General features: G+C 73.6%; 23 protein-coding genes. 12 read left to right on the plus strand and 11 right to left on the minus strand.

The window, feature by feature from the left end:
* The first annotated feature begins 22 nt into the window (after positions 1-22).
* Positions 23-778 (plus strand): GDSL-type esterase/lipase family protein, encoded by a 756-nt coding sequence (locus OG393_RS13240; RefSeq protein WP_327374861.1) that lies wholly within the window; start codon positions 23-25, stop codon positions 776-778.
* A gap of 111 nt (positions 779-889) precedes the next feature.
* A complete protein-coding gene (locus OG393_RS13245) occupies positions 890-1903 on the plus strand; it encodes an NAD-dependent epimerase/dehydratase family protein (protein ID WP_327374862.1) in 1014 nt (337 codons plus the stop codon).
* A gap of 104 nt (positions 1904-2007) precedes the next feature.
* On the opposite strand, the gene OG393_RS13250 is transcribed toward OG393_RS13245, so the two are convergent.
* Both OG393_RS13250 and OG393_RS13255 read right to left on the minus strand, forming a co-directional pair.
* Positions 2008-2220 carry a DUF4287 domain-containing protein gene (locus tag OG393_RS13250; protein ID WP_327374863.1) on the minus strand — a complete coding sequence of 71 codons (213 nt, stop codon included), beginning with the start codon at positions 2218-2220 and terminating at the stop codon, positions 2008-2010.
* A 92-nt stretch (positions 2221-2312) separates the two neighbouring features.
* Positions 2313-2984, minus strand: coding sequence for a DUF998 domain-containing protein (locus OG393_RS13255; RefSeq protein ID WP_327374864.1), 672 nt, complete (start codon positions 2982-2984; stop codon positions 2313-2315).
* A gap of 282 nt (positions 2985-3266) precedes the next feature.
* Between OG393_RS13255 and OG393_RS13260 the strand changes: the two genes are divergently transcribed.
* Positions 3267-4256, plus strand: coding sequence for an aldo/keto reductase (locus OG393_RS13260; protein WP_327374865.1), 990 nt, complete (start codon positions 3267-3269; stop codon positions 4254-4256).
* A 199-nt stretch (positions 4257-4455) separates the two neighbouring features.
* Here OG393_RS13260 and thpR read toward each other — a convergent pair whose 3' ends face one another.
* The gene (gene thpR, locus OG393_RS13265; RefSeq protein ID WP_327374866.1) at positions 4456-5043 is read right to left on the minus strand and encodes an RNA 2',3'-cyclic phosphodiesterase; all 588 of its coding nucleotides are present in this window, start codon (positions 5041-5043) and stop codon (positions 4456-4458) included.
* A gap of 33 nt (positions 5044-5076) precedes the next feature.
* Here thpR and OG393_RS13270 point away from each other — a divergent pair, with 33 nt between their 5' ends.
* Positions 5077-5586: a GNAT family N-acetyltransferase gene (locus tag OG393_RS13270; protein WP_327374867.1), complete on the plus strand. Its 510-nt coding sequence runs from the start codon at positions 5077-5079 to the stop codon at positions 5584-5586.
* Positions 5587-5666: 80 nt separating this feature from the next.
* Here the strand turns inward: OG393_RS13270 and OG393_RS13275 are convergent, their stop codons facing one another.
* Positions 5667-6965 carry an MFS transporter gene (locus OG393_RS13275; RefSeq protein ID WP_327378414.1) on the minus strand — a complete coding sequence of 433 codons (1299 nt, stop codon included), beginning with the start codon at positions 6963-6965 and terminating at the stop codon, positions 5667-5669.
* A 228-nt stretch (positions 6966-7193) separates the two neighbouring features.
* On the minus strand, positions 7194-7637 hold the full coding sequence (locus OG393_RS13280; RefSeq protein WP_327374868.1) for a MarR family winged helix-turn-helix transcriptional regulator: 444 nt from the start codon (positions 7635-7637) through the stop codon (positions 7194-7196).
* Between the two features lie 163 nt (positions 7638-7800).
* Here OG393_RS13280 and OG393_RS13285 point away from each other — a divergent pair, with 163 nt between their 5' ends.
* A complete protein-coding gene (locus OG393_RS13285; RefSeq protein ID WP_327374869.1) occupies positions 7801-8025 on the plus strand; it encodes a hypothetical protein in 225 nt (74 codons plus the stop codon).
* On the opposite strand, the gene OG393_RS13290 is transcribed toward OG393_RS13285, so the two are convergent.
* Positions 7995-9446: an NCS2 family permease gene (locus tag OG393_RS13290; RefSeq protein WP_327374870.1), complete on the minus strand. Its 1452-nt coding sequence runs from the start codon at positions 9444-9446 to the stop codon at positions 7995-7997. The two genes, OG393_RS13285 and OG393_RS13290, sit on opposite strands and share 31 nt — an antisense overlap.
* A gap of 234 nt (positions 9447-9680) precedes the next feature.
* Here OG393_RS13290 and OG393_RS13295 point away from each other — a divergent pair, with 234 nt between their 5' ends.
* Positions 9681-9995: a DUF2530 domain-containing protein gene (locus OG393_RS13295; RefSeq protein ID WP_327374871.1), complete on the plus strand. Its 315-nt coding sequence runs from the start codon at positions 9681-9683 to the stop codon at positions 9993-9995.
* Between the two features lie 132 nt (positions 9996-10127).
* Positions 10128-12530, plus strand: a complete 2403-nt coding sequence (locus OG393_RS13300) for an HAD-IC family P-type ATPase (RefSeq protein ID WP_327374872.1) — start codon at positions 10128-10130, stop codon at positions 12528-12530.
* Between the two features lie 111 nt (positions 12531-12641).
* Here the strand turns inward: OG393_RS13300 and OG393_RS13305 are convergent, their stop codons facing one another.
* Entirely contained in the window at positions 12642-15806 is a 3165-nt protein-coding gene (locus OG393_RS13305) for a sacsin N-terminal ATP-binding-like domain-containing protein (RefSeq protein WP_327374873.1), read from the minus strand.
* A 358-nt stretch (positions 15807-16164) separates the two neighbouring features.
* Positions 16165-17076, minus strand: coding sequence for a DUF3027 domain-containing protein (locus OG393_RS13310; RefSeq protein ID WP_327374874.1), 912 nt, complete (start codon positions 17074-17076; stop codon positions 16165-16167).
* 551 nt (positions 17077-17627) lie between these two features.
* Here OG393_RS13310 and OG393_RS13315 point away from each other — a divergent pair.
* From OG393_RS13315 to OG393_RS13330, 4 genes are all read left to right on the plus strand, one after another.
* Complete coding sequence (locus OG393_RS13315) at positions 17628-18992, plus strand: MFS transporter (RefSeq protein ID WP_327374875.1); 1365 nt, start codon at positions 17628-17630, stop codon at positions 18990-18992.
* Positions 18993-19214: 222 nt separating this feature from the next.
* The gene (locus OG393_RS13320; RefSeq protein WP_327374876.1) at positions 19215-19694 is read left to right on the plus strand and encodes a DUF2771 domain-containing protein; all 480 of its coding nucleotides are present in this window, start codon (positions 19215-19217) and stop codon (positions 19692-19694) included.
* A 7-nt stretch (positions 19695-19701) separates the two neighbouring features.
* On the plus strand, positions 19702-20490 hold the full coding sequence (locus OG393_RS13325) for a futalosine hydrolase (protein ID WP_327374877.1): 789 nt from the start codon (positions 19702-19704) through the stop codon (positions 20488-20490).
* Positions 20487-21353, plus strand: a complete 867-nt coding sequence (locus tag OG393_RS13330; RefSeq protein ID WP_327374878.1) for a 1,4-dihydroxy-6-naphthoate synthase — start codon at positions 20487-20489, stop codon at positions 21351-21353. The genes OG393_RS13325 and OG393_RS13330 overlap by 4 nt, the downstream gene beginning before the upstream one ends.
* A 152-nt stretch (positions 21354-21505) precedes the next feature.
* Here OG393_RS13330 and OG393_RS13335 read toward each other — a convergent pair whose 3' ends face one another.
* Positions 21506-21889, minus strand: coding sequence for a cold-shock protein (locus tag OG393_RS13335; RefSeq protein ID WP_327378415.1), 384 nt, complete (start codon positions 21887-21889; stop codon positions 21506-21508).
* 326 nt (positions 21890-22215) lie between these two features.
* Between OG393_RS13335 and OG393_RS13340 the strand changes: the two genes are divergently transcribed.
* A complete protein-coding gene (locus tag OG393_RS13340) occupies positions 22216-22485 on the plus strand; it encodes a hypothetical protein (protein ID WP_327374879.1) in 270 nt (89 codons plus the stop codon).
* A 214-nt stretch (positions 22486-22699) separates the two neighbouring features.
* Here the strand turns inward: OG393_RS13340 and OG393_RS13345 are convergent, their stop codons facing one another.
* Positions 22700-23335 carry an HAD family hydrolase gene (locus tag OG393_RS13345; protein WP_442817302.1) on the minus strand — a complete coding sequence of 212 codons (636 nt, stop codon included), beginning with the start codon at positions 23333-23335 and terminating at the stop codon, positions 22700-22702.
* A gap of 133 nt (positions 23336-23468) precedes the next feature.
* The gene (locus OG393_RS13350) at positions 23469-24506 is read right to left on the minus strand and encodes a hypothetical protein (RefSeq protein WP_327374881.1); all 1038 of its coding nucleotides are present in this window, start codon (positions 24504-24506) and stop codon (positions 23469-23471) included.
* Between the last annotated feature and the right edge of the window lie 23 nt (positions 24507-24529).

Genomic DNA, 24529 nt, shown 5'->3' on the forward strand with positions numbered 1-24529 from the left:
ACCGTCCGCGATGATGGGCGCCATGCGTTTTATGTTCGTCGGCGACAGCATGACCATCGGACGCGCCGGCGACTACACCTGGCGCTACCGCATGTGGCAGCACCTGGACGCGGCCCTGCCGGACCGTTACGAGATCGTCGGCCCCCGCACCGCGCTGTACGACGCCGTCGCCGACGCGCCCCTCTCGCACGACTACCGCGACCCCGCCTTTCCCGCGCCCGCCCGCCGCCACCTGGCCGGCTGGGGCGAGGGCTGGCTGCACATGGCTCCGGTCGTCGGCGAGACGGTCGCGCGGACCCGGGCGGACGTCCTCCTCGTCTCGCTGGGCCTGATCGACCTGGGCTTCTACACCTCCAGCGATCAGACGGCGGAGAACGTACGCGCCTTCGTGGGCGCCGCCCGCGCGGCGAACCCGCGCGTCAGAGCCGTCCTGCTGCCGGTGATACCGAATGTGCGGGCCGAGTCGGACGGACCCTTCGCGGCCGAGTGCCACCGCTTCAACGAGCTGCTCGCCCGGACCGTGGCGGACCTGGACACGGTGACCTCGCCGCTGCTCCTGGCGACCGTGCCCGGCTCGTACGACCTCCGCACGGACACCTACGACGGCACCCACCCCGGCCCCACGGGCGAGCACAAACTGGCCGCGGCCTTCGCGGACCGCCTGTACCGCTCGTGGGGCATCGGCGCCGCCTACGGCTCGGCGCGCCGAGCCGGGGCCGCGGACGACGGGGCCGCGCGGAACGCGGCGATACCGGCCGGGACGCCGGCCGGCGTCTGAGCTCCGGCACCCCGCAGGGTCCGGCCCCCGGGAGGCCGGCCGTGTGGTGGCGGCGTCCGCCGGCGGCGAAAGCCCGCCCGCGGTCGGCCCGCGGCGTGGTGGGCTGTCGCCATGGAGATGCTGGTACTGGGCGGGACGGCGTGGCTGGGACGGGAGTTGTCCCGTCAGGCGATCGGGCGCGGCCACCGGGTGACCTGCCTGGCGCGCGGTGAGAGCGGCGCGGTCGCGGACGGGGCGCGCCTGGTGGCGGCCGACCGGAGCGACCCCGCGGCGTACGCGCCGCTCCTCGACCGGACCTGGGACGCGGTCGTCGAGGTGTCCTGGCAGCCGGGCTTCGTGCGGGAGGCGCTCGCGGCCTTGGGCGGCCGGGCCCGCCACTGGACGTACGTCTCGTCCGTCAGCGCCTACGTCTCCCACGCCGAGACCGGCGCGGACGAGTCGGCGGCCCTGCTGCCGCCGACGGACCGGGCCGAGGTCGGCCGCGAGCTGTACGGCGAGGCGAAGTCCGCCTGCGAGGAGGCGTCCACGACGGCCGTGGGCGGGCGTCTCCTGATCGCCCGCGCGGGCCTCATCGGCGGTCCGGGCGACGCCAGTGGGCGCTCCGGCTACTGGGCGGCCCGTGCCGCCCGCGACCCGCGGGGGCCCATGCTGGTGCCGGATGAACCGGCCATCGCCACCCAGACCGTCGACGTGCGCGACCTGTCCGCCTGGCTGGTCCGGTCCGCCGAGACGGGAACGGCCGGGGTCTTCGACGCCGTCGGCCCGGTCCTGCCGTTCGGGGAGTGGATCGAACTGTCCCGCGCCGCCGGCGGGCACACCGGTCCGGTGGCCACCGCGGACTCGGCCTGGCTGCTGGCGAACGGTGTGGTCCAGGCCATGGGCCCGGAGTCGCTGCCGATGTGGGTGGTGGACAGGGGCTGGGAGGGATGGGCGGCCCGGAGCGGTGCCGCCGCCCAGGCGGCGGGGCTCCGGCACCGCCCCCGGGCGGACCTGCTGGCCGACACGGTGCGCTGGGAACGCGAGCAGGGGCTGGACCGCGCCCGGCGCGCCGGCCTCAGCGCCGCCCGCGAGCACGAACTGCTCACGGCCCTGGCCGCGCGGACCGTCCCGGCCCCGGAGTCCTGAGGCCGCGTCGGACCGGGTCCGTCACCCAGGGCTCGCGTCCGGCGCGGCGGGCCGCAGGGCGCCGGACTCACGACACAGACGCAGCCGAGGCCGCCGGCCGCGGATCACTTTCCGCTGTCCTCGGCGAGGGTGTGCGCGACGAGCGCGTTGGCGTGGCCGTGGCCCAGGCCGTGTTCGGTCTTGAGCCAGGAGACGAGCTCCATGTGCTTGGTCAGGGGCGAGGAGCGGATCAGATCCTTCCACTCGGCGATCGAGCGGCCGTACTTCTTCTCGATCGAGGGGAAGTAGGCTGCGGGGCCCTTCACTGGTGCGGTCATGACGCTGAATGCCGTCCGTTCATACTCGGTGATCTTGGATCGTCGGTCTCGGAGTGCCGCCCGCTCCGGGGCGACGGGCGAGGGGAACGCGCTCAGCGCCGCGCCGGGGACGTCTCGGTCATCAGCCGGGTGGTCACCGCGGTGAGCCAGAGGAGGCCGAGTCCGGCTCCGGCGGTGAAGGCCAGGACGGAGGCGGACGAGCCGGCGAACCCCGCGAGGACCACCGCCGGCACGACCCGGGAGGCGACGGCCCACCCTCGTCGGCCCTGGACGGCGAAGTGGCGGGCCAGCACGAGGAACGCGACACACAGCGCCAGGTAACCCACCATCCCGCCGGCCATGTGGACGGCGCCGTGCGTGCTCAGCGAGGCGGCGCGGGCCTCCGGGGCGCCGGCGGGGAATCCGGCGCCCGGGTCGGCGGCGAAGGCACCGGCGAGCAGGAACGAGGCGCCGAACACGCCGATCAGCCGGGGCGCCCAGGTCCCGCCGGGCGCCTCGCGCAACGTCCGGCGCATCCCGGCCGCGCCGGCGATGACCAGGACACCCGCGAGCAGGAAGGCGACGACCTGGATCCAGCCGAGGTCGCCGAGGCTCAACTGGCTGAGGGCGTTGCGCGTGAAGTCGAAGCCGTCGCGGGTGAGGCCCTGGATCACGCCCGCGCCCAGGAACAGCGGTCCCGCCAGGACGGCGCCGGCCAACAGGGCCCGCGTCGCCGGGAGGACCGGGGCGGAGACGGCGACCACGGCACTGGGGGTCTGGGACATGCGATGTCCTCCTCGACGGAGAGAAGCGATACCGGATGGACTGACTACAGCGGAACTGGACGGTACAGTACTCGCTCAGGTACTGGACTGTCCAGTACTGCACCGGGGGAAGACGCACGCCTGCCGACACACACCCCGAGGGGACCGCATGACCTGGACCGTCACGGCCGGGGCTACCCGATCCTCGCGGGATCCGGTACGAACAGACCGACAGTCGCATGGACGGGCTTCTACCGGGCGGCTCTTGCTTGGAGTGCGCTCGAAGCAGTTGGCTTGTGCCCCATGAAGTACACGCAGCTCGGACGCACCGGACTCAAGGTCAGCCGCCTCGTCCTCGGCACGATGAACTTCGGCCCGCAGACAGACGAAACGACGAGCCACGGCATCCTGGATGCCGCGCTCGACGCGGGTCTGAACTTCGTGGACACGGCCAACGTGTATGGGTGGGGTGAGAACAAGGGCCGTACCGAGGAGATCATCGGCTCCTGGTTCGCCCAGGGCGGTGGCCGGCGGGAGAAGACGGTCCTCGCCACCAAGGTCTACGGCTCCATGTCGCGTGAGGGCGAGACCTGGCCCAACGAGGACCGGCTGTCGGCGTTGAACATCCGCCGCGCCGTCGACGCCAGCCTCAAGCGACTCGGCACCGACTACATCGACCTGTACCAGTTCCACCACATCGACCGCCGCACTCCCTTCGAGGAGATCTGGCAGGCCGTCGACGTCCTGATCCAGCAGGGCAAGGTCCTGTACGCGGGCTCCTCCAACTTCCCCGGCTACAAGATCGCCCAGGCGAACGAGGCAGCCACCCGGCGCGGGATGGTCGGCCTCGTCAGCGAGCAGTGCCTCTACAACCTCTACGAGCGGCGCGCCGAGATGGAGGTCATCCCGGCCGCGCAGGAGTACGGCCTCGGCGTCATCCCCTGGTCGCCGCTCCATGGCGGACTGCTCGGCGGCGTCCTGAAGAAGGAGACCGAGGGCAGGCGCCGCACCACGGGCCGCGCGGCCGAGACGCTCGCCGACCCTGCGACGCGGGCCCGGTTCCAGGCGTACGAGGACCTGCTCGACAAACACGGGCTCGCCCCCGGCGAGACGGCCCTGGCATGGCTGCTGACTCGGCCGGGGGTCACCGGACCGATCGTGGGGCCGCGCACGGTGGAACAGTTGGAGAGCGCGTTGCGCGCGCTGGAGCTGGAGTTGAGCGAGGAGGTGCTGGCCGGGCTGGACGAGGTCTTCCCCGGGCCCGGGTCGTCGCCGGAAGCCTTCGCCTGGTGATCGAGTAGCGCCTCGCGGGCGAGGTCGCCGCCCGCGGAGTCGCGCGTCGACGTGCCGGCCCCGCGGGCGGGGACCGGCGGGCCGCCGGGTCCCGGGATACGCGTCAGCCCACGACCGAGGCCACCGCGACGATCGCGAACATCAGGACGAGCACACCGGCCATGATCCGGTTACGGGTCTTCGGGTCCACCCGTCGAGGTTAACCCGGAACCGGTGCCGGTTCCGCCCCGCCCAGGGGCCAGGAACCGGCCGTCTCGTAGCGCGGCAGCTCTCCCGGGACACCGGAGACCGGGAGCAGGCTGCGGACCAGGACCAGCTCGGACACCTGCCAGCGGGTGCCCTCGAAGTCGTCGAGCGCGGCAAGGAACGGTCCGAGGTCCCGGTCGGTACGGGTCCGGGCGAGCGTCAGGTGGGCCTGGTAGCGCCTGTGCTCGCCCATCGGGACGCCCGCGTGGCGGGCGGCGGCGTCGGCGCGCTCGGCGAGCAGGCGCAGCTCGTCCAGTCCCCCGGCGGCCCCCACCCACAGCGCGCGCCGGCCGAAGTGCCCGCCGCGGTGGAGGCGCAGCGGGAAGGGGTCGGTGCGGCGGGCGGCCCGTGCCAGGCGCGCGCGCAGGTCGGGCAGCAGGTCCGCGTCGACCTCGCCCATGAAAGCGAGGGTGAGGTGCCACCCCGGCCGGGAGGTCCAGCGCAGTCCGTCGGCGCCGGGCAGCCCGGTCAGGCGGTCCACCACGCGGCCGAGCTGGGCCAGCTGCTCGGCGGGGGGCTGTACGGCAGCGAAAAGCCTCATGGGAGAAGTCTGGCAGCGGCTAACGTCGACCGGATGGAGATCACGATCAGAAGGGGCGGGGCCGAGGACGCTCCCGCCGTGCTCGCGATGCTCGACAGCGCCGTCGTCTGGCTGAACGGCAAGGGGATCACCGCGCAGTGGGGGACCGAACCCTGGACGTCACGGCCGGCGGCCGTGCGGACGGTGGAGGAGATCGTGGCCTCGGGGACCCCGTGGATGGCGGAGGTGGACGGGGAGCCGGCCGGAACGATGACGCTGACCCCGCACCCGGCCTCGTACGTGGCACCTGCGGACGAACCGGAGGTGTACGTGCACCTGCTGGCGACGGACGGCCGGTTCCACGGGCGGGGCGTCGGAGCGGCGCTGCTCGCGCACGCGGTGGCGGAGACCCGCCGACAGGGCCTGTCCCTGCTGCGGGTGGACTGCTTCGCGGGGAGCGAGGGGCGGCTGGTGGCGTACTACGAGCGCCAGGGCTTCCGCCGGACGGAGTCCTTCCGGGTCGGTGACTGGCCGGGCCAGGTGCTGGAGCGGCGCGTCCTCTGATCCGCCCGGCGGCGTCCGCCGCCGGGCGGACCGGTCCGCGTCCGGGGCGGGTGGGGAACCGGCTCCCCACCCGTCGGCGATCAGGCCGCGGTGACGAGACGCTCGCGGGGGACGAAACGGACCTGGGGGTGGGTGCCCCGCCAGGTGAACGACATCCGCAGTCCGCCGACGCGGGCCAGGATCAGGCCGATCACGGCCGCCGCGGCCAGCGACACCAGGCCGCCCGTGGCGAAGCCGACCCGGGGGCCGTAGGTGTCGGTGATCCAGCCGAGCAGCGGAGCGCCGATCGGAGTGCCGCCGGCGAAGACCATCATGTAGAGACTCATGACCCGGCCCCGCATGACGGGGTCGGTCGCCAGCTGGACGGCCGAGTTGGCGGTGATGTTGACCGTGAGGCCGAACATGCCGATCGGGACGAGCAGCAGCGCGAAGAGCCAGAACGACGGCGACAGCGCCGCGGCGATCTCCAGGACGCCGAAGGCGACCGCCGCGCCCACCAGCATCCGCAGCCGGGAACTGCCGCGCCGTGCGGAGAGCAGGGCGCCCGCGAGCGAGCCCGTCGCCATCAGGGTGTTGAGGAAGCCGTAGGTTCCCGCGCCGACGTGGAAGATCTCGCCCGAGAAGGCGGTCAGCCAGATCGGGAAGTTGAACCCGAAGGTGCCGACGAAGCCGACCAGCACGATCGGCCAGATCAGGTCCGGGCGCCCGGCGACGTACCGCAGGCCCTCCCGCAGCTGCCCCCTGCCTCGCGGCGCGCGCTCCACCTTGTGGAGTTCGGCCGGCCGCATCAGGAGCAGCCCGGTGAGCGGCGCCAGGAAGAACAGGCCGTTGAGGAGGAACGCCCAGCCGCTGCCGACGGTCGCGATCAGCAGCCCCGCGACGGCCGGTCCGACCAGGCGGGCGGACTGGAAGTTCGCGGAGTTGAGCGAGACGGCGTTCCGCAGTTGGTCCGGACCGACCATCTCGGAGACGAAGGACTGCCGGCTGGGGTTGTCGACGACGGTGACCATGCCGAGCAGGAAGGCGATCAGATAGACGTGCCAGACCTGGACGTGGCCGGAGAGGGTGAGGACGGCGAGCGCCAGTCCGCACAGCCCGAGCGCGGCCTGGCTGAACAGGAGGATGAGGCGCTTCGGGTAGCGGTCGGCGATGACGCCGCCGTAGAGACCGAAGAGGAGCATCGGAAGGAACTGCAGGGCCGTGGTGACGCCGACGGCCGCGGCGGACCCGGTGAGGCTCAGGACGAGCCAGTCCTGGGTGATCCGCGCCATCCAGGTGCCGGTGTTCGAGACGATGGCTCCGGTGAAGAACAGCCGGTAGTTGCGGATGCCGAGGGAGGAGAAGGTGCCGCGGTCGCCGGTCCGGTCCGCCGGGCGGATCGCCGCGGAGCCGTTCGGCCGCCCGTGCCCGGTGTCTTCGTCTTGCGTACGACCGGCCTCGGAGCCGGTCTCGTCGCCCTGTGTGCGACCGCCCCGGGGGTCGGTCCCGTCGTCGTGCGCCCGGCCGTCGCCGAGTTCCTCAGGGTTGTCGATATCGGATGGGTGGACGGGGGCGGAGTCTGCTCCGGGTCCCGTACTCAAGGTGCGTCGCCTCCTCGGCGTCGGGGTCTACAGATGGGCGAGCTTCTCCAGCACGGGGGCTGCCGCGCGCAGCTTGGCCCACTCGTCCTCGTCCAGACCCTCGGCCAGGGTGGCCAGCCAGGCGTTCCGCTTGCGGCGGGACTCCTCGAGCATGGCCTCGGCCTGCTCGGTCTGGCTGACGACCTTCTGCCGGCGGTCGTCGGGGTGCGGCTCCAGCCGGACCAGTCCCTTGGCTTCGAGCAGCGCGACGATACGGGTCATCGACGGCGGCTGGACGTGCTCCTTGCGGGCCAGCTCACCGGGGGTGGCGGAGCCGCAGAGCGACAGCGTGCCGAGTACCGACATCTCGGTGGGGCTCAGCGACTCGTCGACGCGCTGGTGCTTGAGGCGTCGGCCCAGTCGCATGACGGAGGAACGGAGCGCGTTCACGGCCGCGACATCGTCGGGGGTGCCGTGGGACAGGTCAGGCATGTTCCTTAGCGTAACTCATTACCCTTCCTAAAGACCAATGGGATCTCCCGGGACTCCGGCCAGCGCCCGCTTGGTCACGGTTGGCTCTCGATGCATCACCCGAACGAGTGAGGTGTATCCGGAAAGTGACGCCCGGGGCCCGGTCTGGCCCGACGCTGACGGCATGGGATCGACAGTGCTCAGCCTGCGCATCGACGGTGAGCTGCTCGACCGGCTCAGAAGTCACGCCGCCAAACGCGGAATGAGCGTCCAGGACTATGTGGCCCGGACGCTCATTCGCGAGGATTTCGACGAGCGGTTCAACACCGCGGTCGACGAGACGGAGAAGTTCTACGGGACGCCCGACGCGCCCCGTGATCACGTGAGGCCGAGCGCCGGCATCGCGTAGTAGAAGACGAAGACCGCCGACACCACGTACATGGCCACCGGGACCTCGCGGCCCCGGCCGGCCGCGAGCCGCAGCACGCTGAAGGCGATGAAGCCGATGCCGATGCCGTTGGTGATCGAGTACGTGAACGGCATCATGACCATCGCCAGGAACGCCGGCACCGCGATGGTGAAGTCGCTCCAGTCGATGTCCTTGACCGACCCGGCCAGGATCAGGAAGCCGACCGCCAGCAGCGCGGGCGTGGCCGCCTGGGACGGGACCATCGTCGCGAGCGGCGTGAGGAACAGCGCCACCGAGAAGAGCGCGCCGGTGACCACCGACGCCAGACCGGTGCGGGCACCTTCGCCGACGCCCGCCGTGGACTCCACGAAGCAGGTGGTGGCCGAGGAGGAGGTCGCGCCGCCGGAGGCGACGGCCAGGCCGTCCACCAGCAGGACCTTGTTGATGCCCGGGAAGGTGCCGTCCTCGTCCATCAGCTTGGCCTCGTCGCCGACGCCGAGGATCGTGCCCATCGCGTCGAAGAAACAGGACAGCAGCACGGTGAAGACGAAGAGGACACCCGTCAGCAGGCCGACCTTGTGGAAGCCGCCGAAGAGGCTGAACTCCCAGAGGAGGCCGGTGTCGGGCGAGGCGACCGGGTTGCCGGGCCACTCCGGGGTGGTCAGGCCCCAGGACGGGACGTCCGCGACCGCGTTGACCACCATGGCGACGATCGTCATGGCGACGATCGAGAGGAGGATGGCACCCGGGACCTTGCGGACGATCAGGGCGAGCGTGAGCAGGGTGCCCAGGACGAAGACCAGGACCGGCCAGCCGGTGAGGTGACCGTCGGCGCCGATCTGGAGCGGGACGGTGGTGTGCGCGGCGTCCGGGATGCGGGAGACGAAGCCCGAGTCGACCAGACCGATCAGCATGATGAAGAGGCCGATACCGATCGCGATGCCCTTGCGCAGACCGACCGGGACCGCGTTCATCACGCGCTCCCGCAGACCGGTCGCGACGAGCAGCATGACGACGAGACCGGCGAGCACGACCATGCCCATCGCGTCCGGCCAGGACATCCTGGGCGCGAGCTGGAGCGCGACGACCGTGTTGACGCCGAGACCGGCGGCGAGCGCGATCGGGACGTTGCCGATCACCCCCATGAGCAGGGTCGAGAAGGCCGCGCTCAGCACGGTCGCCGTGACCAGCTGTCCGCCGTCGAGCTGGTGCCCGTACATGTCCTCGGCGCTGCCGAGGATGATCGGGTTCAGCACGATGATGTAGGCCATCGCGAAGAACGTGGCGAAGCCGCCGCGCACCTCGCGGGCCACCGTGGACCCGCGCTGCGAGATCTTGAAGTACCGGTCGAGACCGGACGTCCGGTCCCGTGGGGACGTGGGTTCGGGGGGCGTGGCCTGGGCGGTGGCCGTGCTGCTCATGGGGGGGTCCTCTTCGGGGCATGTTCTTGGCGGTTCATACGAGGGAAACCCGCCAGAGGCAAACCGTTTCAGTATGAACAGATGAACGAAGCGACGTCCATCTCCGCGCGTAGACCCGTGCGGGTCACCGCTTCACAGCCGCTCCGGTGCCGCCACGGACGCAGGGTCCAGGGCCGCGTCAGGCGACCTTCGCCCAGGACGGACCTCGCCTGACGCGGCCCTAGACTGACCCGCATGGCGAAGTGGACCCCCCAGCACGAGGCACCCGAGCCCCTGGAGGGGCCCGTCGTCGCCACCATCACCGGCGGCACGATCCTCTGGTTCGTCCTGTTCCTGGCGCAGGTCCCCTTCTACGGCTGGTTCGACGACCGCGACCTGACCTGGTGGGTGTGGACCTGTCTGGCCGGTGGCGGACTCGGGCTGATCGGCATCTGGTACGTCCGCAGGCGCGACGCGGCGATCAAGCGGGACACGGCCCGGCGAGCGGCGGAGGCCGACGGCGCCCCGGACCGCCGGGAGACGGACGGCCCGGACGGCTCCCCCGGCTGACGCGCTCGTCCGTCGCCCGTCGTAGGCCGTGGCCCCTCCGTCACGCCGAGGGACCACACGCCCTCCTCCTCCGGTCTGATCTTCCGTCCACTCGGCGGGTGAACACGTCGCTCCGGCCGTAACGTCGAGAGCATGACTCAGCGGGCGAAGATCGACACGGACCAGGCCGCGGCGCCCGGACCACCCGTCGTCCACCGTGTCGCCGGGCTGACCTCGGCCGAAGTGGCCGAGCGCGTCGCCCGCGGCGAGGTCAACGACGTTCCCCTGCGCTCCAGCCGGTCCACGGCGGACATCGTCCGCGGCAACGTCTTCACCCGCTTCAACGCGATCATCGGCGTGCTCTGGGTGATCATGCTCTTCGTGGCGCCCATCCAGGACGGCCTCTTCGGCTTCGTGATCATCGCGAACACCGGTATCGGCATCATCCAGGAACTGCGCGCCAAGAAGACCCTGGACGGCCTCGCCCTGATCGGCGAGGCCAGACCGACCGTGCGCCGCGACGGAGTGGCGATCGAGGTCTCCACCTCGGGGATCGTCCTCGGTGACCTCATCGAAGTCGGCCCCGGCGACAAGGCCGTGGTCGACGGCGAGGTGGCGGAGGCCGACAGCCTGGAGATCGACGAGTCGCTGCTGACCGGCGAGGCCGATCCGGTCGTCAAACACCGCGGCGACCGGGTGATGTCAGGTTCCTTCGTGGTCGCGGGCGGCGGGGCGTACACCGCCACCCGGGTGGGCCGCGATGCCTACGCCGTCCAGCTGGCCGAGGAGGCGTCCCGCTTCACCCTGGTCCACTCCGAACTGCGCAGCGGCATCTCCACGATCCTCAAGTACGTGACGTGGATGATGATCCCGACCGCGATCGGGCTCGTCATCAGCCAGCTCGTGGTCAAGGAGAACAACTTCAAGGACTCCGTCGCCCGCACCGTCGGCGGCATCGTCCCGATGATCCCCGAGGGCCTGGTCCTGCTGACGTCCGTCGCCTTCGCGATCGGCGTCATCCGCCTCGGCCGCAAGCAGTGCCTGGTGCAGGAACTGCCCGCCATCGAGGGCCTGGCCCGGGTCGACGTGGTCTGCCTGGACAAGACGGGCACGCTGACCGAGGGCGGCATGGACGTCACCGAGCTGCGTCCCCTCGGCGGCGCGGACGAGTCGTACGTGCGCAAGGTACTGGGCGCTCTGGGCGAGTCCGACCCCCGGCCCAACGCCTCGCTCCAGGCCGTCATCGACGCCTTCCCCGACGGCGAGGACTGGCGCTGCACCCAGGCGCTGCCCTTCTCCTCCGCACGCAAGTACAGCGGCGGCGCCTTCAGCGAGGGCGACGGCGAGAACTCCGCGTGGCTGCTCGGCGCCCCCGACGTGCTGCTGCCGGCCGGTGACCCGGCCCTCGGCGAGATCGACCGGCTCAACGAGCAGGGCCTGCGTGTCCTGCTCCTGGCCCGCGCCGCCCGAGAACTCGACGAGCCCGACGTCACGCGCGACGCCCGCGCCACCGCCCTCGTCGTCCTCGAACAGCGGCTGAGGCCAGAGGCCGCCGGCACCCTGGCCTACTTCGCCGACCAGGACGTCGCCGCCAAGGTCATCTCCGGGGACAACGCGGTGTCGGTGGGTGCCGTGGCGGGAAAGCTCGGCCTGCCGGGCGCCGAGCACACCGTCGACGCCCGCCGGCTGCCCACCGAACGCGAGGAGATGGCCCAGGCCCTCGACGCGCACACGGTCTTCGGCCGGGTCACCCCCCAGCAGAAGCGGGACATGGTCGGCGCGCTCCAGTCCCACGGCCACACCGTCGCGATGACCGGCGACGGCGTCAACGACGTCCTCGCCCTCAAGGACGCGGACATCGGCGTCTCCATGGGTTCCGGCTCCGAGGCCACCCGGGCGGTCGCCCAGATCGTCCTGCTGGACAACTCGTTCGCGACGCTGCCGTCGGTGGTCGCCGAGGGCCGCAGGGTCATCGGCAACATCACCCGGGTGGCGACCCTGTTCCTCACCAAGACGGTCTACTCGGTCCTGCTGGCGATCCTGGTCGTCTGCTCCCAGGTGGAGTACCCGTTCCTGCCCCGGCACCTGACCCTGCTGTCCACCCTGACGATCGGCGTCCCGGCCTTCTTCCTCGCGCTCGCCCCGAACAAGGAACGCGCCAGGCCGCACTTCGTGAAGCGGGTGATGCGGTACGCGATCCCGGCAGGCATCGTCGCCGCGGCGGCGACCTTCACCACGTACCTGCTCGCCCGCCACCACTACAGCGGCACCGACGCGCTGGACGCCGAGACGAGCGCGGCGACGCTGACGCTCTTCCTGGTCTCCCTGTGGGTGCTCGCGATCATCGCCCGCCCCTACACGTGGTGGCGCGTGGTCCTCGTCGCCGCCATGGGCGGCGCCTTCCTGCTGGTGCTCGTCGTCCCCTGGCTCCAGCACTTCTTCGCCCTGAAGCTGGTGGGCACGACCATGCCGTGGACGGCCGTGGCCATCGCGGCGGCGGGAGCGGGCGTCCTGGAGTTCGCCTGGCGGTGGGTGGACCGGAGGTTCCCCGCCTGAGCAACGGATACCCCGTCGGTCACCCGCCGGGCCGCGGCCCCGGACCGGCCCTCCCCCGAGCGGCCCGCGCCACCCGCCGGGCCGGGCGCGGGCCGGCGCGAGACCGGGCCGTCAGTCGAACCAGCGGTCGCGGGCCAGTTCCGCCGTCCTCGACGGGTCCTCGATCAGCGCCGCCACCTCGAACCGGCGGGGCCACTGGCCGGCCGCCCAGGCGAGGCCCGCGGCGACACCTTCCAGGGTGGCGGCGTGGATGACGCCGTCCGGGGTCCGGCGCCAGTCCAGTTCGACGCCGGCCGCCCGGAGTTCCTCGTGCTCGAGGTACGTCTCCGGGGTGGCCGGGCCGAGCAGCGCGTGGACCGCGGGCGGGACGTCGTGCTCCTCGCCGACCGTGGTCACCTCCGCCTCGACGGCCTCGCTCAGCCGGCGGACCTGGAAGAGCTCCGCCAGGTCCTCCGCACGGGATGGGGAGACGGGCAGCAGGGGCAGGCCGCCCGCGAGCGGGAGGAGGTCGGGCGCGTCGGCGACCAGCGCCTCGGCGGCGTCGACCACCACCAGCGTCCCGTCCAGGACGGCGCGCAGCTCGTCGGGCAGTGTGACCTGGTCCGGGTCCAGGTCGGCGAGCGCGCTGTAGAGGGCGTGCAGCTGCGCGCCGGTCACCTCGCGTTCCGGATCGGCGAGCCGGGCCAGGAGTTCGGCGGCGCCGCCGGGCTCGTCGAGGAGCGCGGACACCGAGGTGCGCACCCCGAGCGCCCGGAGGACCTGCTCGTCCTCGAAGCCGGTCGCGTCGGCGGCGTCGTAGAGCCCGGCGAGCAGCGGATCGGTGCCCGCCGCGCGTAGTCCGGCCGGCCGGCGGCCGTCCAGGACGGGGTGGTCCCGCAGCCACCAGGCCGTGTACGGCCGTACGGTGTCGGTCGTGCCGTCCGGGAGGAGCACCCGGACCGGCTGGGTGAGCGCGTCCCGCAGCGGGGGCCGCGCCAGCATCGCGAGGACCTGGGGCCAGGCGTCGTCGTCGACGAGTTCCAGGTCCCGTACGGCGGCGATCTCGGTCGCCACCGGCGGCACCGGGGAGTCGGGCAGCCGGTCCAGGACGTCCTCGCACCAGACGTCGACGGCGTCGAGCAGACCGGCGTCGTCGGGTTCGGCGAAGTCCCCGTCCCGTGGCTCCATCTCGTCGGGGTCGAGAACGAGGTCGGTGGCCCGGACGAGGACGAAGCCGGCGAGCACCCCACAGGCGGCGAGCGGCTGTTCGCCGCAGCGCTCGGCCAGTTCGGCGTCGCAGAAGGCGAGTTCGCCCTCGCGCATCACCTCGGCGAAGGCGCTTCCGGGCAGGACCAGTTCACCGGCCGGCGCGGGCTCGCCGTCCTCGTCGGGCAGCGCGAGCGCGCCGAGCCACGGCTCGTCGCCCGGTTCGAGTTCCGCGTCCCGGACGAGCGCGAGCACGGTCTCGGCGAGCTCGTCGGCGTCGAGGGCGTCCGCGTCCTCGTACCAGATCTCCCCGGCTTCCATGGACGCGGCGACGGCCGCCCTGACCTGGGGGGTCGTCAGCACCGAGCGGGGTGTGGCGGGCAGCGCGCCGAGCTTCTCCAGGAGCGGGTGGACGGCGTCCGGGTGGGCGACCTTCAGGCCGAGACGGGTCAGTTCGGCGGGCGTGCGGTCCTGGGGCAGCAGGACCTGGCGGGGGCCGAGGGTGGTGCGGGTACGCGCGGGGCCCTCCGGGCCGTCGGGCTCCGCGGCGGCGAGCGGGACGGGCAGGCCGGTGAGCCGGTCGGGGTCGACGCCCGCGAGGGAGTCGTAGAGCCGCCACCACCACGTCGGCGGGCGGTCCACCCCGGCGAGCCGGTCGATCGCCTCGGTCAGCGGCACCCGGCCGATCCCGAGCGTGCGCAGTTCCACGCGCCGCTCCAGGCCGGCGGGCAGCAGCGTCGGGAACACCTCGGCGAGGACGGCGACCGTCTCCGCGCCCGCGCCCTCCACGACCTCGGCCTCCACGGGCCGCAGCGCGGGCAGTTCCTCGGAGGGTGCCTCGGGCGCCAGGAAGGCCACCCTCGGCAGGCGTTCCAGGATCGCCGACCGCAGCGCCCCGTCGAGGACGCCCTTGCCGAGCGGTCCGGGTACCAGATCGAGGGTGCCGACCGTCACCGGCCGCCATGTGGTGAGGAGTTCGGCGTACGCGTCGGCCGCCCGCTCCACCAGGAAGTCGGTGAGCGGTCCGGGGGCGGGGTGCCGGCGCGTGGTGTCCAGCGGCAGGGAGGCGATCAGGAGGGCGGGCAGATCCAGCGGTTCGTCCGTGGGGGTGGGCGCGTGGACGACGGGCGCGGTGCCGGGCAACCGCGCGGCCCCGGTGGCGTCGACGGGGACGGCCCAGGTCACGGACCAGTGCGGGCGGAGCCGCTCCTCGACGGGCCGGCCCTTCAGGAGGGCGGGGTCGAGGGGGCCGCCGTGACTGACGGTCCGCCAGCGGTGGGTGCCGGACGGGGACGCGCTGTCGTCGATGTGGACGTAGCCGTCGTGTTCGGAGCGCCGGAGGGTGCGGACGCCGCCGGCCGTCTCCACGACGACCTCGGCGAGGCCGGACAGGGTCAGGAGCAGGGCGTCGTCGAGGGAGGCGAGGAGCCGCTCGGCGAGGTCGACGGCGGCGGAGTCGCGCAGCGGGAGGACGACGACGGTGTCGTAGCCGTCGGGCGCCGTGCCCTCGGCGGGCAGCGGCAGGCGGAGCAGTGGCACATGGCCGTCGCGACGGCGGATCTCGTCGCCGAGCCCGGGGCTGTGGCGGGCGGCGTCGGCGGTCAGCTCACGGGCCTCGGCGAGGGACCAGCGGACGCCGCCGTGACGGCCGAGGACGGCCGGCTCGTCGCTGACGGCGAGGACGGCGGCGAAGCCGACGCCGAAGCGGCCGACGGCGCCGCTGTCGTTCTCGCGCTTGGCGGAGGCGCGCAGGGTGGACAGCGACTCGACGCCGGTCGCGTCCAGCGGGGCGCCGGTGTTGGCGGCGGCCAGGACGGCGGGGACGTCGTCGCCGGCCGGGTGCAGGGTGAGCCGCAGGCGTCCGGTGACACCGGCGCGACGGGCGGCGTCGGCGGCGTTCTGGGCGAGTTCGACGACCAGCCGGTCGCGGTAGCCGCCGAGCGCCAGATCCTCCTCGGCGTTGGCGTCCTCGCGGAACCGGGCGGGTCCGGCTCCCCAGGCGTCGAGTACGCCCCGCCGCAGCCGGGCGGTGCCGAAGGGATCGGCACCGTCGGTCGTCGTCCTGACGCTGACGCTCACGTCTGACTCCACTCTGCGGGACGGGATGGGGCGGGTGCCCGAAGGTACCGCGACCTGTGGGTGTCCCGCGTCGCCCGTTCCGGGGCCTGCCCCGGGCGGGGTGCCGGCCGGGTCCCGCGAGGCACCCCCGGGCTCCGGCCACCGGACGGCGGGACCCGGTCGTCCGGGAGGCGGCCGGCGGGAGGACACGCACGGGCGGGGCGGGGGACGGTCCGCGGCGCGGCCGGGAACGCACACGGTCGGGGTATCCCCGGGCCCGGTCGTCCCCCGGTACGCGCGGAAGCCCGGGTACCCGGAGGACCGGGCCGCGAGGGGCCGCCGTGTCCGCCCCGCGCGGGCGGCGGGACGGGCCGCGTCGCGGCCCGCGCCCTCAGGAGTGGCCCAGGTCCTCCGAGGCGCCGTCCGGAGCGGTCGTGGAGCCGGAGTCCTTGGCCGGGCGGAGCGGGAAGGCGTCCGTCGCCATCGAGTCGAGGACCGGCTGCGCCGGGCGCGTGGGCTTCGGCATGACCGCCGCCTCGGAATGGCCTCCGCAGCCGTAGGACAGTGACACGACCCGCCCGTCCGCCGGGGAGAACTCGTTCGCGCAGACCCCGAACGCCTGCTTCAGCGAGCCGCCCAGCGGCACCAGGAAGCCGCACGACTCGCAGGACGCCGGAGCGGCCTGGGCCATCGGGGTCTTCGCGCCGAAGGACTCGTCCCAACGGTCCGCCGCCACGTGCAGGCCGTACCGGGACAGCACCCGCGCCCGCCGCACACCGAGTTCCTCGGCGACCGAGGCGATCGCGCCGCGGGACGGCGTGCGGGAGACGATCTCGGCGTCCTCGGCGTCGAGGTGGTCCGCCAGGTCCTCGGAGACGGCGGAGTTCGGCGGCGGGGCGTCCTCGCCCGAGTAGCCCGGCTCCAGCCGCAGGTCGTCCTGTTCCGTGGGCAGCAGGTCGCCCGGACCCATGTCGCCGGGACGGAGCCGCTCACTCCACGGCACCCACTCCGGGGCAAGGAGGGCGTCGGCACCGGGCAGCAGGACGGTCTCGTCGAGCGTGACGTTCTTGGCGCGGGAGGCACGGGTGACGGTGACGGCCCAGCGCCAGCCCCGGTAGCCGGGCTCCCGGCACTCGAAGAAGTGGGTGACGACCCGGTCGCCTTCGGCGACGGTCCCCACGTGATCCCCGATGTTCCCGGGGGCGGCCGCCTCCTCGGCGGCCTCGCGGGCGAGGTCTACCGCCTCGGCGCACAGACGGTCGGGGGTACGCGGGGTACGGCTTCGCGTCGTCGCAGCACTCACAGGTCTCGCTTCTCTCCTACGCCGTCTCACGGGTGCGCCGGCCGAGGAGCGGAGCGAAGCACCGGGCGGCGGGCGGAGCGGACCGGAGGGCCGCATCGACGTCCGCACCCGACACGTCTCGCGTGTCTCGGGCACACCTATCGTCATCCATTCTGCGGGATGCCGAAGAGGCGCGCGGCCGGGAACTTCCGCCGGTGGCGCGCTACGCACGCTACCCCCTCCGCCGCGCTGCGCCCACCTGCCCGTCCCAAGTAGCCCGGATCGCGGACCGCCGGAAGCCCGGTACGGGCCCCGGAAGGGACACCGAGGAGACCCGTCACGGGCCCCTCACGGGCCGCCGGATCGTGTCCGGGCACGCGGGACGGCACCGGCGGCCGTCAGGGGCGGAGCCACGCTCGGCGCGACGCGGCACCGCCGGGCGGCGCGCCCGCGGGCCGCCCCGCGACGGGGCTTCCGGCGCGCCCGGGTCCGAGGCGGGCTTCCACGGGCCCGTGGAAGCCCGTGGGCCGCGCCACGGTTCGTAGGCGAGGGGCGTGGGGCACTATGACGGGGTGGCAGCCGAACGGTCTTCCGTACGATCCCACGAACCCGCCGGGCCGCTCAGCCGAGCGGGCCGGTCGCTGGGGCGCGCCCTGCACCTGCCCTTCACCGGCACCGCGAGAGGCATCAGGAAGGCGACCCACGCGCACGGCGCGGGCGAGTCGGGCCTGGGCAGGCTGATCGAACTGCACGCCGTGAACGGCGCCGGCGACGTCATGATCACCGTCGCGCTCGCCTCCACGGTCTTCTTCTCCGTACCGACGGACGAGGCGCGCGGGCGGGTCGCCCTCTACCTCGGCATCACCATGCTGCCGTTCACCCTGCTGGCCCCCGTGATCGGCCCGCTGCTGGACCGCGTCCCGCACGGCCGGCGCGCGGCGATGGCCGGCGCGATGCTGACCCGGGCCGTCCTGGCGCTCACGATGTCGGCGGCGGTGGCGACCGGCGGCATCGAGCTGTACCCGGCGGCGCTCGGCGTCCTGGTGGCCTCGAAGGCGTACGGCGTGGTCCGCAGCGCCGTCGTGCCCCGGCTGCTGCCCCCGACCTTCTCCCTCGTCAAGGCGAACTCCCGCGTCACCCTCGCGGGTCTGCTCGCCACCGGGATCGCCGCGCCGATCGGGGCGGGGCTCCAGCAGATCGGGCCCCCGTGGCCGTTGTACGGGGCGTGCGTGCTGTTCCTGCTGGGCACGTACTGGGCGTTCCGGATGCCGCACAAGGTCGACTCGGCGAAGGGCGAGCGGCGCGCGCACCTGCTGACCCACGGCGAGAAGAAACCCAGCCTGCGGACGGTCGGCCCGTCCGTCCTGCACGGGCTCCAGGCCAACGCCGCACAGCGGATGCTCTCCGGCTTCCTGATCTTCTTCCTCGCCTTCCTGCTGCGGGTGCACCCGCTGCCAGGCCAGAGCGCGGCGGTGTCGCTGGCGATGGTCGCGGTGGCGGCCGGGGTCGGCAACGCCTGCGGCACCGCGGTCGGGTCGCTGCTGCGCGAGCGCGGCCACGGACCGGAGGTGATCATCGCCACGATGATCACGATCGTGCTGACCGCGGCGATCTGCGCGGCGCTGTTCTTCGGCGGGCTGATGGTGGCGGTGCTCGGGGCGGTCGCGGGGCTGACCCAGGCGCTGTCGAAGCTGTCCCTGGACGCGCTGATCCAGCGGGACGTCCCGGAGGTGGTGCGGACGTCCGCCTTCGCCCGTTCGGAGACCGCGCTGCAGATGGCCTGGGTGGTGGGCGGCGCGATCGGCATCGCGCTGCCGCTGAACGGAACGGTGGGCATGTGGGTCGCGGCCGGAATCCTGGGCCTCGGTGCCCTGCTGTCGGTCCGCGGCCTGCTGAGGGCGGCCCGGCATCCCGGGCGGCGGCAGCGCGCGCTCTGAGGGCCTCGGGTGGCCTTCGGCCGACAGGCGGACGCGGTCTGCACGCGCGCTGCCGGCGTTGCCGACAAGCCCCGGTAGCTCCGAGCTCCGCTACCGCGGCCCCCGGCGCCACCCGATCCGCGGCGGGCACGTCAGGCAAGAGGGGGCCGCATCGGGGGCGGAAAAAGCGGCGCGCCGCACCCCCGCGTGGCACAGCTCGACACGCCCGATAGCCTTCGGGCCATGACCGTTGCGTTCTTCACCGGCTCGCGCCGCCGGGCCGCCGTCGCCCTCGGGGCCGTCTCCGCCGGGCTCCTCGTCCTCTCCGCCTGCGACAAGCCGACCCCGATCGCGACCCTGACGGTCGGGACCGAGTCGGTGCACTCCGGGGCCGCCTGCTACAACAACGGCGACGCCATCAAGGAGTCGCAGTTCCAGAAGTGCCTGAACAAGAAGGCCGAGAAGACCATCACGGTCTCCGCGGACGACAAGATCCGCTTCGGTGTGGATCCCGAGATCGCCGACAACGGCTGGACCATCTTCCTCGGTGGCCAGGCAGCCGAGCCGGAGCCGTACAAGAAGACGTACCGGTCCATTCCGGCCAGCGCGTTCTTCGCCGCCCAGACGGGCGAGGCCACCGACCAGACCCAGGTCACCATCGTCGAGACCGACGGCAAGAAGCTGACCGGTGTCTGGCACTTCGACCTGAAGAAGGACTCCTGATCCTCCGGTGACCTTCCGGACCCTGATCGTGACGGCCGTGGCGGCGGAGGCCGACTCCGTCGCCCGCGGCCTTCCCTTCCACGGTCCGGGCTCGGGCGAGGTCCCGCTCCCGGGCGGCTTCGCCCTGCGCCGTCACGTCGCCGTTCCGGAGCCGGACCCGACGGCGGTCTCCGGCGAAGCCCCGGCCCGCCCGCGCTCCGGCGCCCTGGCCGACGTCCTCGTCGGCGGGGTCGGCCCCGCGGCCGTCGCCGCGGCCACGGCCACCGCGCTCGCCGTGGCCACCGCCCCGTACGACCTGGTCGTCTCCGCCGGGATCGCCGGCGGTTTCCCGTCGCTGGCCCCCCTCGGGTCCGTCGTCGTGGCGGACTCCCTCGTCGCCGCCGACCTCGGGGCACAGACGCCCGACGGCTTTCTCGACGTCGAGGCGCTCGGCTTCGGCCGCTCCACGCACCACGCTCCCGCCGCGCTGACGCGGCGCGTCTCCGCCGCGCTCGCCGAGGGCGGGCAGCGCCACACCGTCGGGCCCGTCCTGACCGTCTCCACCGTGACCGGCACCGCCGCACGTGCCGCGGAACTGACCCGGCGCCACCCGGGCGCCGCCGCCGAGGCGATGGAGGGCTTCGGCGTCGCCGAGGCCGCCACCGCGTACGGCGTGCCCGTCGTCGAGCTCCGCGCGGTCTCCAACGCCGTCGGGCCCCGTGACCGCGCCGCCTGGCGGATCGGCGAGGCCCTGGACGCGCTGCGGAACGCCTTCCAACTGCTCAGCCACTCCGTCCTCGTGGAGCCCGCCCCATGACGTCCGCACTCAGGATCGCCTACTCGCCCTGCCCGAACGACACGTTCGTCTTCGACGCCTGGGCGCACGGCCGGGTCCCGGACGCGCCCCGGCTCGACGTGACCTTCGCGGACATCGACCGGACCAACGGATGGGCCGAGAGCGGCCCGTCCACGTGCGGGTACGACGTCCTGAAGGTGTCCTACGCCGTGCTGCCGTGGGTCCTCGACGAGTACGCGCTGCTGCCCTGTGGCGGCGCTCTGGGCCGAGGATGCGGCCCGCTCGTCCTCACCCGCGAGCCGATGGCGCCCGGGGCGCTGGCGGGCCGGACCGTGGCGGTGCCGAGCGAGCGTTCGACGGCGTACCTGTTGTTCCGGCTGTGGGCGGCGGCCGTCGTCCCGCGGGACGTCGGCCGGATCGTGGTACTCCCCTTCCACGAGATCATGCCGGCGGTGCGCGACGGGAAGGTCGACGCGGGCCTGGTCATCCACGAGGCCCGGTTCACCTACCAGGACTACGGTCTGCACGCGCTGGCCGACATGGGGGCGCACTGGGAGGACACCACCGGGCTGCCGATCCCGCTCGGTGCGATCATCGCGCGTCGCTCGCTGGGCGCGGACGAGCTGCGGCGGCTGGCGGACGCCGCCCGCACATCGGTACGGATGGCCTGGGACGATCCGGCCGTCTCACGCCCGTACGTACGGGAGCACGCCCAGGAGATGGACCCGAAGGTGGCCGATCAGCACATCGGGCTCTACGTCAACGAGTTCACCGCGGACCTGGGCGAGAGCGGATACGCGGCGGTCCGCGGGCTGCTCACCCGGGCCGCGGCCGAGGGGCTGGTACCGCCCCTCGGCCCGGACGCGCTGGCGTTCCCCGGCTGAGAGCCTGTCGGGTGGCCTTCGGCCGACAGGCTCTGACGCCCGTCGGCCGTGTCCCGGGACCGGGTGACACCCGGGAACGGTCCGGGATCACGACGCGACGGACGGCCCCGGAATCGCGGACCGGCCCGAGGGCCGGCCGGGGAGCCGAGGGATCAGACGTCGAGCTGGTCGGCGACCGCCCGCAGCAGACCCGCGATCTTCGCGCCGTGGGCCTTGTCGGGGTAGCGGCCCCGTTCCAGCGTCGGCGTGATGTTCTCCAGGAGCGTCGTCAGGTCCTGGACGATGGACGCCAGCTCGTCCGGCTTGCGTCGCTGTGCCGCGGCCACGGAGGGCGTCGGGTCGAGCACCGTCACGGAGAGGGCCTGGTCACCGCGCTGTCCGGCGACGACCCCGAACTCGACGCGCTGTCCCGGCTTGAGGGCGTCGACTCCGGCGGGCAGGACCGACGAGTGCACGAAGACGTCGCCGCCGTCGTCACGGGAGAGGAAGCCGAAGCCCTTCTCGCTGTTGAACCACTTGACCTTGCCGGTAGGCAAAGCACGCACCCCATTCCACCAGTCAGCCGAACCACAGTCGTTGCAGGTCAGGCTATCTAGCGCATGCTCGTGCCTGCCGTGTCGCCTGGAAGCCTCCTCAGCTCTGTACCCTCCGTCAAGCCGGTCCATCCATGTCGGCCACGCGGAGTGGCCGAGTTCGATCGCCGCGTACTCGGGGCGGGAAGAGGCACGCCCATCACAGCACAAGCGGGGCGGGTACGGACACCGGATTGACCCGGCGCGTCCGGGATCGTGTGCGGCCCCCCGGCACCCGGCGCCCGTCACGCGGCTGACGGGGACGGCCGGGCAACCCTTAATCTGGCCGAATGCGCAGTGAAACCCTCCCGGCCCCGACGGACGACGCCGCTCCCGGTGACGGCCTGGTCCGCGCCGGCGCGATCGTCTTCGTCATCGGCGCCGTGGCCACGCTCGTCACGGTGGCCCCCCTGTTCCTGGGGACCGAGCCGTTCCCGCCCGTCGCCTACGCCGTGTGCATGCTGATGGGGGTCGGCTTCCTCGTGGCCGCCGCCGGGGTGCTGCGCTCGATCGCGGCCCAGCGCCGCCAGGCGCGGCGGTCCGCCGCCCAGACCGGCTGAGAGGCCGTCGGGTGGCCTTCGGCCGACGGGCGGACGCGGTCTGGCGCGTGCGATCCCAAGGCGCCGGGACGCCGCGGTAGCGAAGCCCCGGAGCTACCGGGGCTTGTCGGCAACGCCGGCAGCGCGCCGGGCCAGGGCGCCTCAGCGCCCGGCCGGAGGCCACCCGCCAGGCGCTGAGGGCCCCCGCCCCGGCCCGAGGCCACCCGGCGGAGTCTCAGACCGCGGACCGGTCCTCGGCCTGACCGGCCAGGAACCCGTCCCACCAGGCACCGAACTCCGTCAGATCACCGAGGACGATGTCGGCCCCGGCGCCCCGCAGTTCGTCGGCGTCGCACGGACCCGTGGCGACGCCGACCGAAAGGGCGCCCGCCGTCACGGCGCCCCGCACGTCGCCGGTGTGGTCGCCGACGTAGACCCGCGCGCCGTACGCGCGCAGCGCCTCCGCCTTGCCCTCGGCCCAGAGTCCGCCGATGACGGCGTCCGGCTCCATGCCGAGGTGGGTGAGGTGCAGTGCGGCGTGCGGCCCGTTCTTCGCGGTCACCACGATCGCCCGCCCGCCCGCCGCACGAACGGCTTGAATCGCATCCCTGGCGCCGGGCAGGGCCAGGGACGGCTCGATCGCGTACAGGGGGTAGAGCGCGCGGTACTCGGCGGTCCGCGCCGCTATCTCGCTCTCGGGGAACCAGTGCGCCAGCTCGTGCTCGAGCGGCGGCCCGAGCCGGGACACGACGAGATCGGCGTCGATCGGCACACCCGTGCGGGCGGAGTACTCCTGGAACGCGGCCTTGATGCCGGGACGGGAGTCGATCAGGGTCATGTCGAGGTCGAAACCGACGGTGAGAGGAGTCATGGCGGCCATTGTGCCGGGCGCCGACCGAGCACCGGCCTGACGACCGGACAGGCCAGACAGGAAACGCCCCCGGGCCGGCCGAGCCCGGCCCGGGGCGTCCGGGACCGCACCGGCGGGGCGTTCCGCCGGGTTCTCAGCGGCGCTGGGACCGCCACAGCAGGAACAACGCCGAGGAGACCGCCGCCACCCGCACGACCCACGGCCAGGTATCCCCGAGCGCCGCGCCCATCGCGGCGCCGCCCTCGACGATCGGCTGCCCCCAGCGGCCCGCCACCCGGCCCCAGAGCCAGACCGCGCCGGCCGTGGCAGCGAGCCCCGGCAGGACGATGACGGCGACCTGGACCTCACGCCGGGTGAGCCGTCGGGAGGCCCAGGCCAGCAACCAGCCGAAGGCGAGGGCCGGCAACGAGCCGAACAGGGCGCCGCCCAGCAGGAGCAGCGCGGCCAGCAGCAGGAACGGGTTGGCGAGCCGCGGGCTCCGGGGCACCACGGCCGGCCCCGGGGCCGCGTCCGCACCGGGCTCGGCGCCCGCGTCCCCGACGGCGTCGCGGCGCGCCCACGGAAGGCGGCGCGCCCAAGGCCGGCCCGGCGCGCCCGCCTCCGGGCCGCCGGCCCGTCCGTCCCCGTCCCCGGCCTGGTCCGCGTCCGCGTCCGCGTCGACGGGGGGCTTCAGCAGCTCCGGGATCTCCACCCCGCCCACGAAACCCGGCACCAGATCGTCCCCGGGCCTCGGCGTGGCTTCCATACGCCACCAGTCCGGTTCCGTGTCCGCCGCGCCGACCTCGTCCGTCCCCGCGAGGTGCGGCGACGGCGCGCCCGAGGACGAGGGCCGTTTCGACGACGTCGCCGTCGCGCCCGGACGCGGTGTCGGCACCCCGCCCCGCCTCCACCGCCGTCCCCGTTGCTCCGGCAGCCCCGGCTCCGGCAGCCCCGGTACGGGGTCGACGCCCGCGGCCCGGTCCACCAGCTCGTCCGGTGTCCCCAGCTGCCGGAGGATGCCGCGGACCGCCGCCGGGGACTCCTCGCCGCGGGTGGCGCGCCGCCGGTCGATCTCGCCCCGCAGGCCCGACACGAGGCGCATCCGGGTGTTCGACGGCAGCTGCCGCTGCTGTGCCAGGTCACCGACCCGGCTCAGATAGTCGAAGACCAACTGGTCGCTCTCGATCCCCACAGTCCCCTCCACGGCCGGTACGC

This window comes from Streptomyces sp. NBC_01216, assembly GCF_035994945.1.
Classification (GTDB): Bacteria; Actinomycetota; Actinomycetes; order Streptomycetales; family Streptomycetaceae; genus Streptomyces.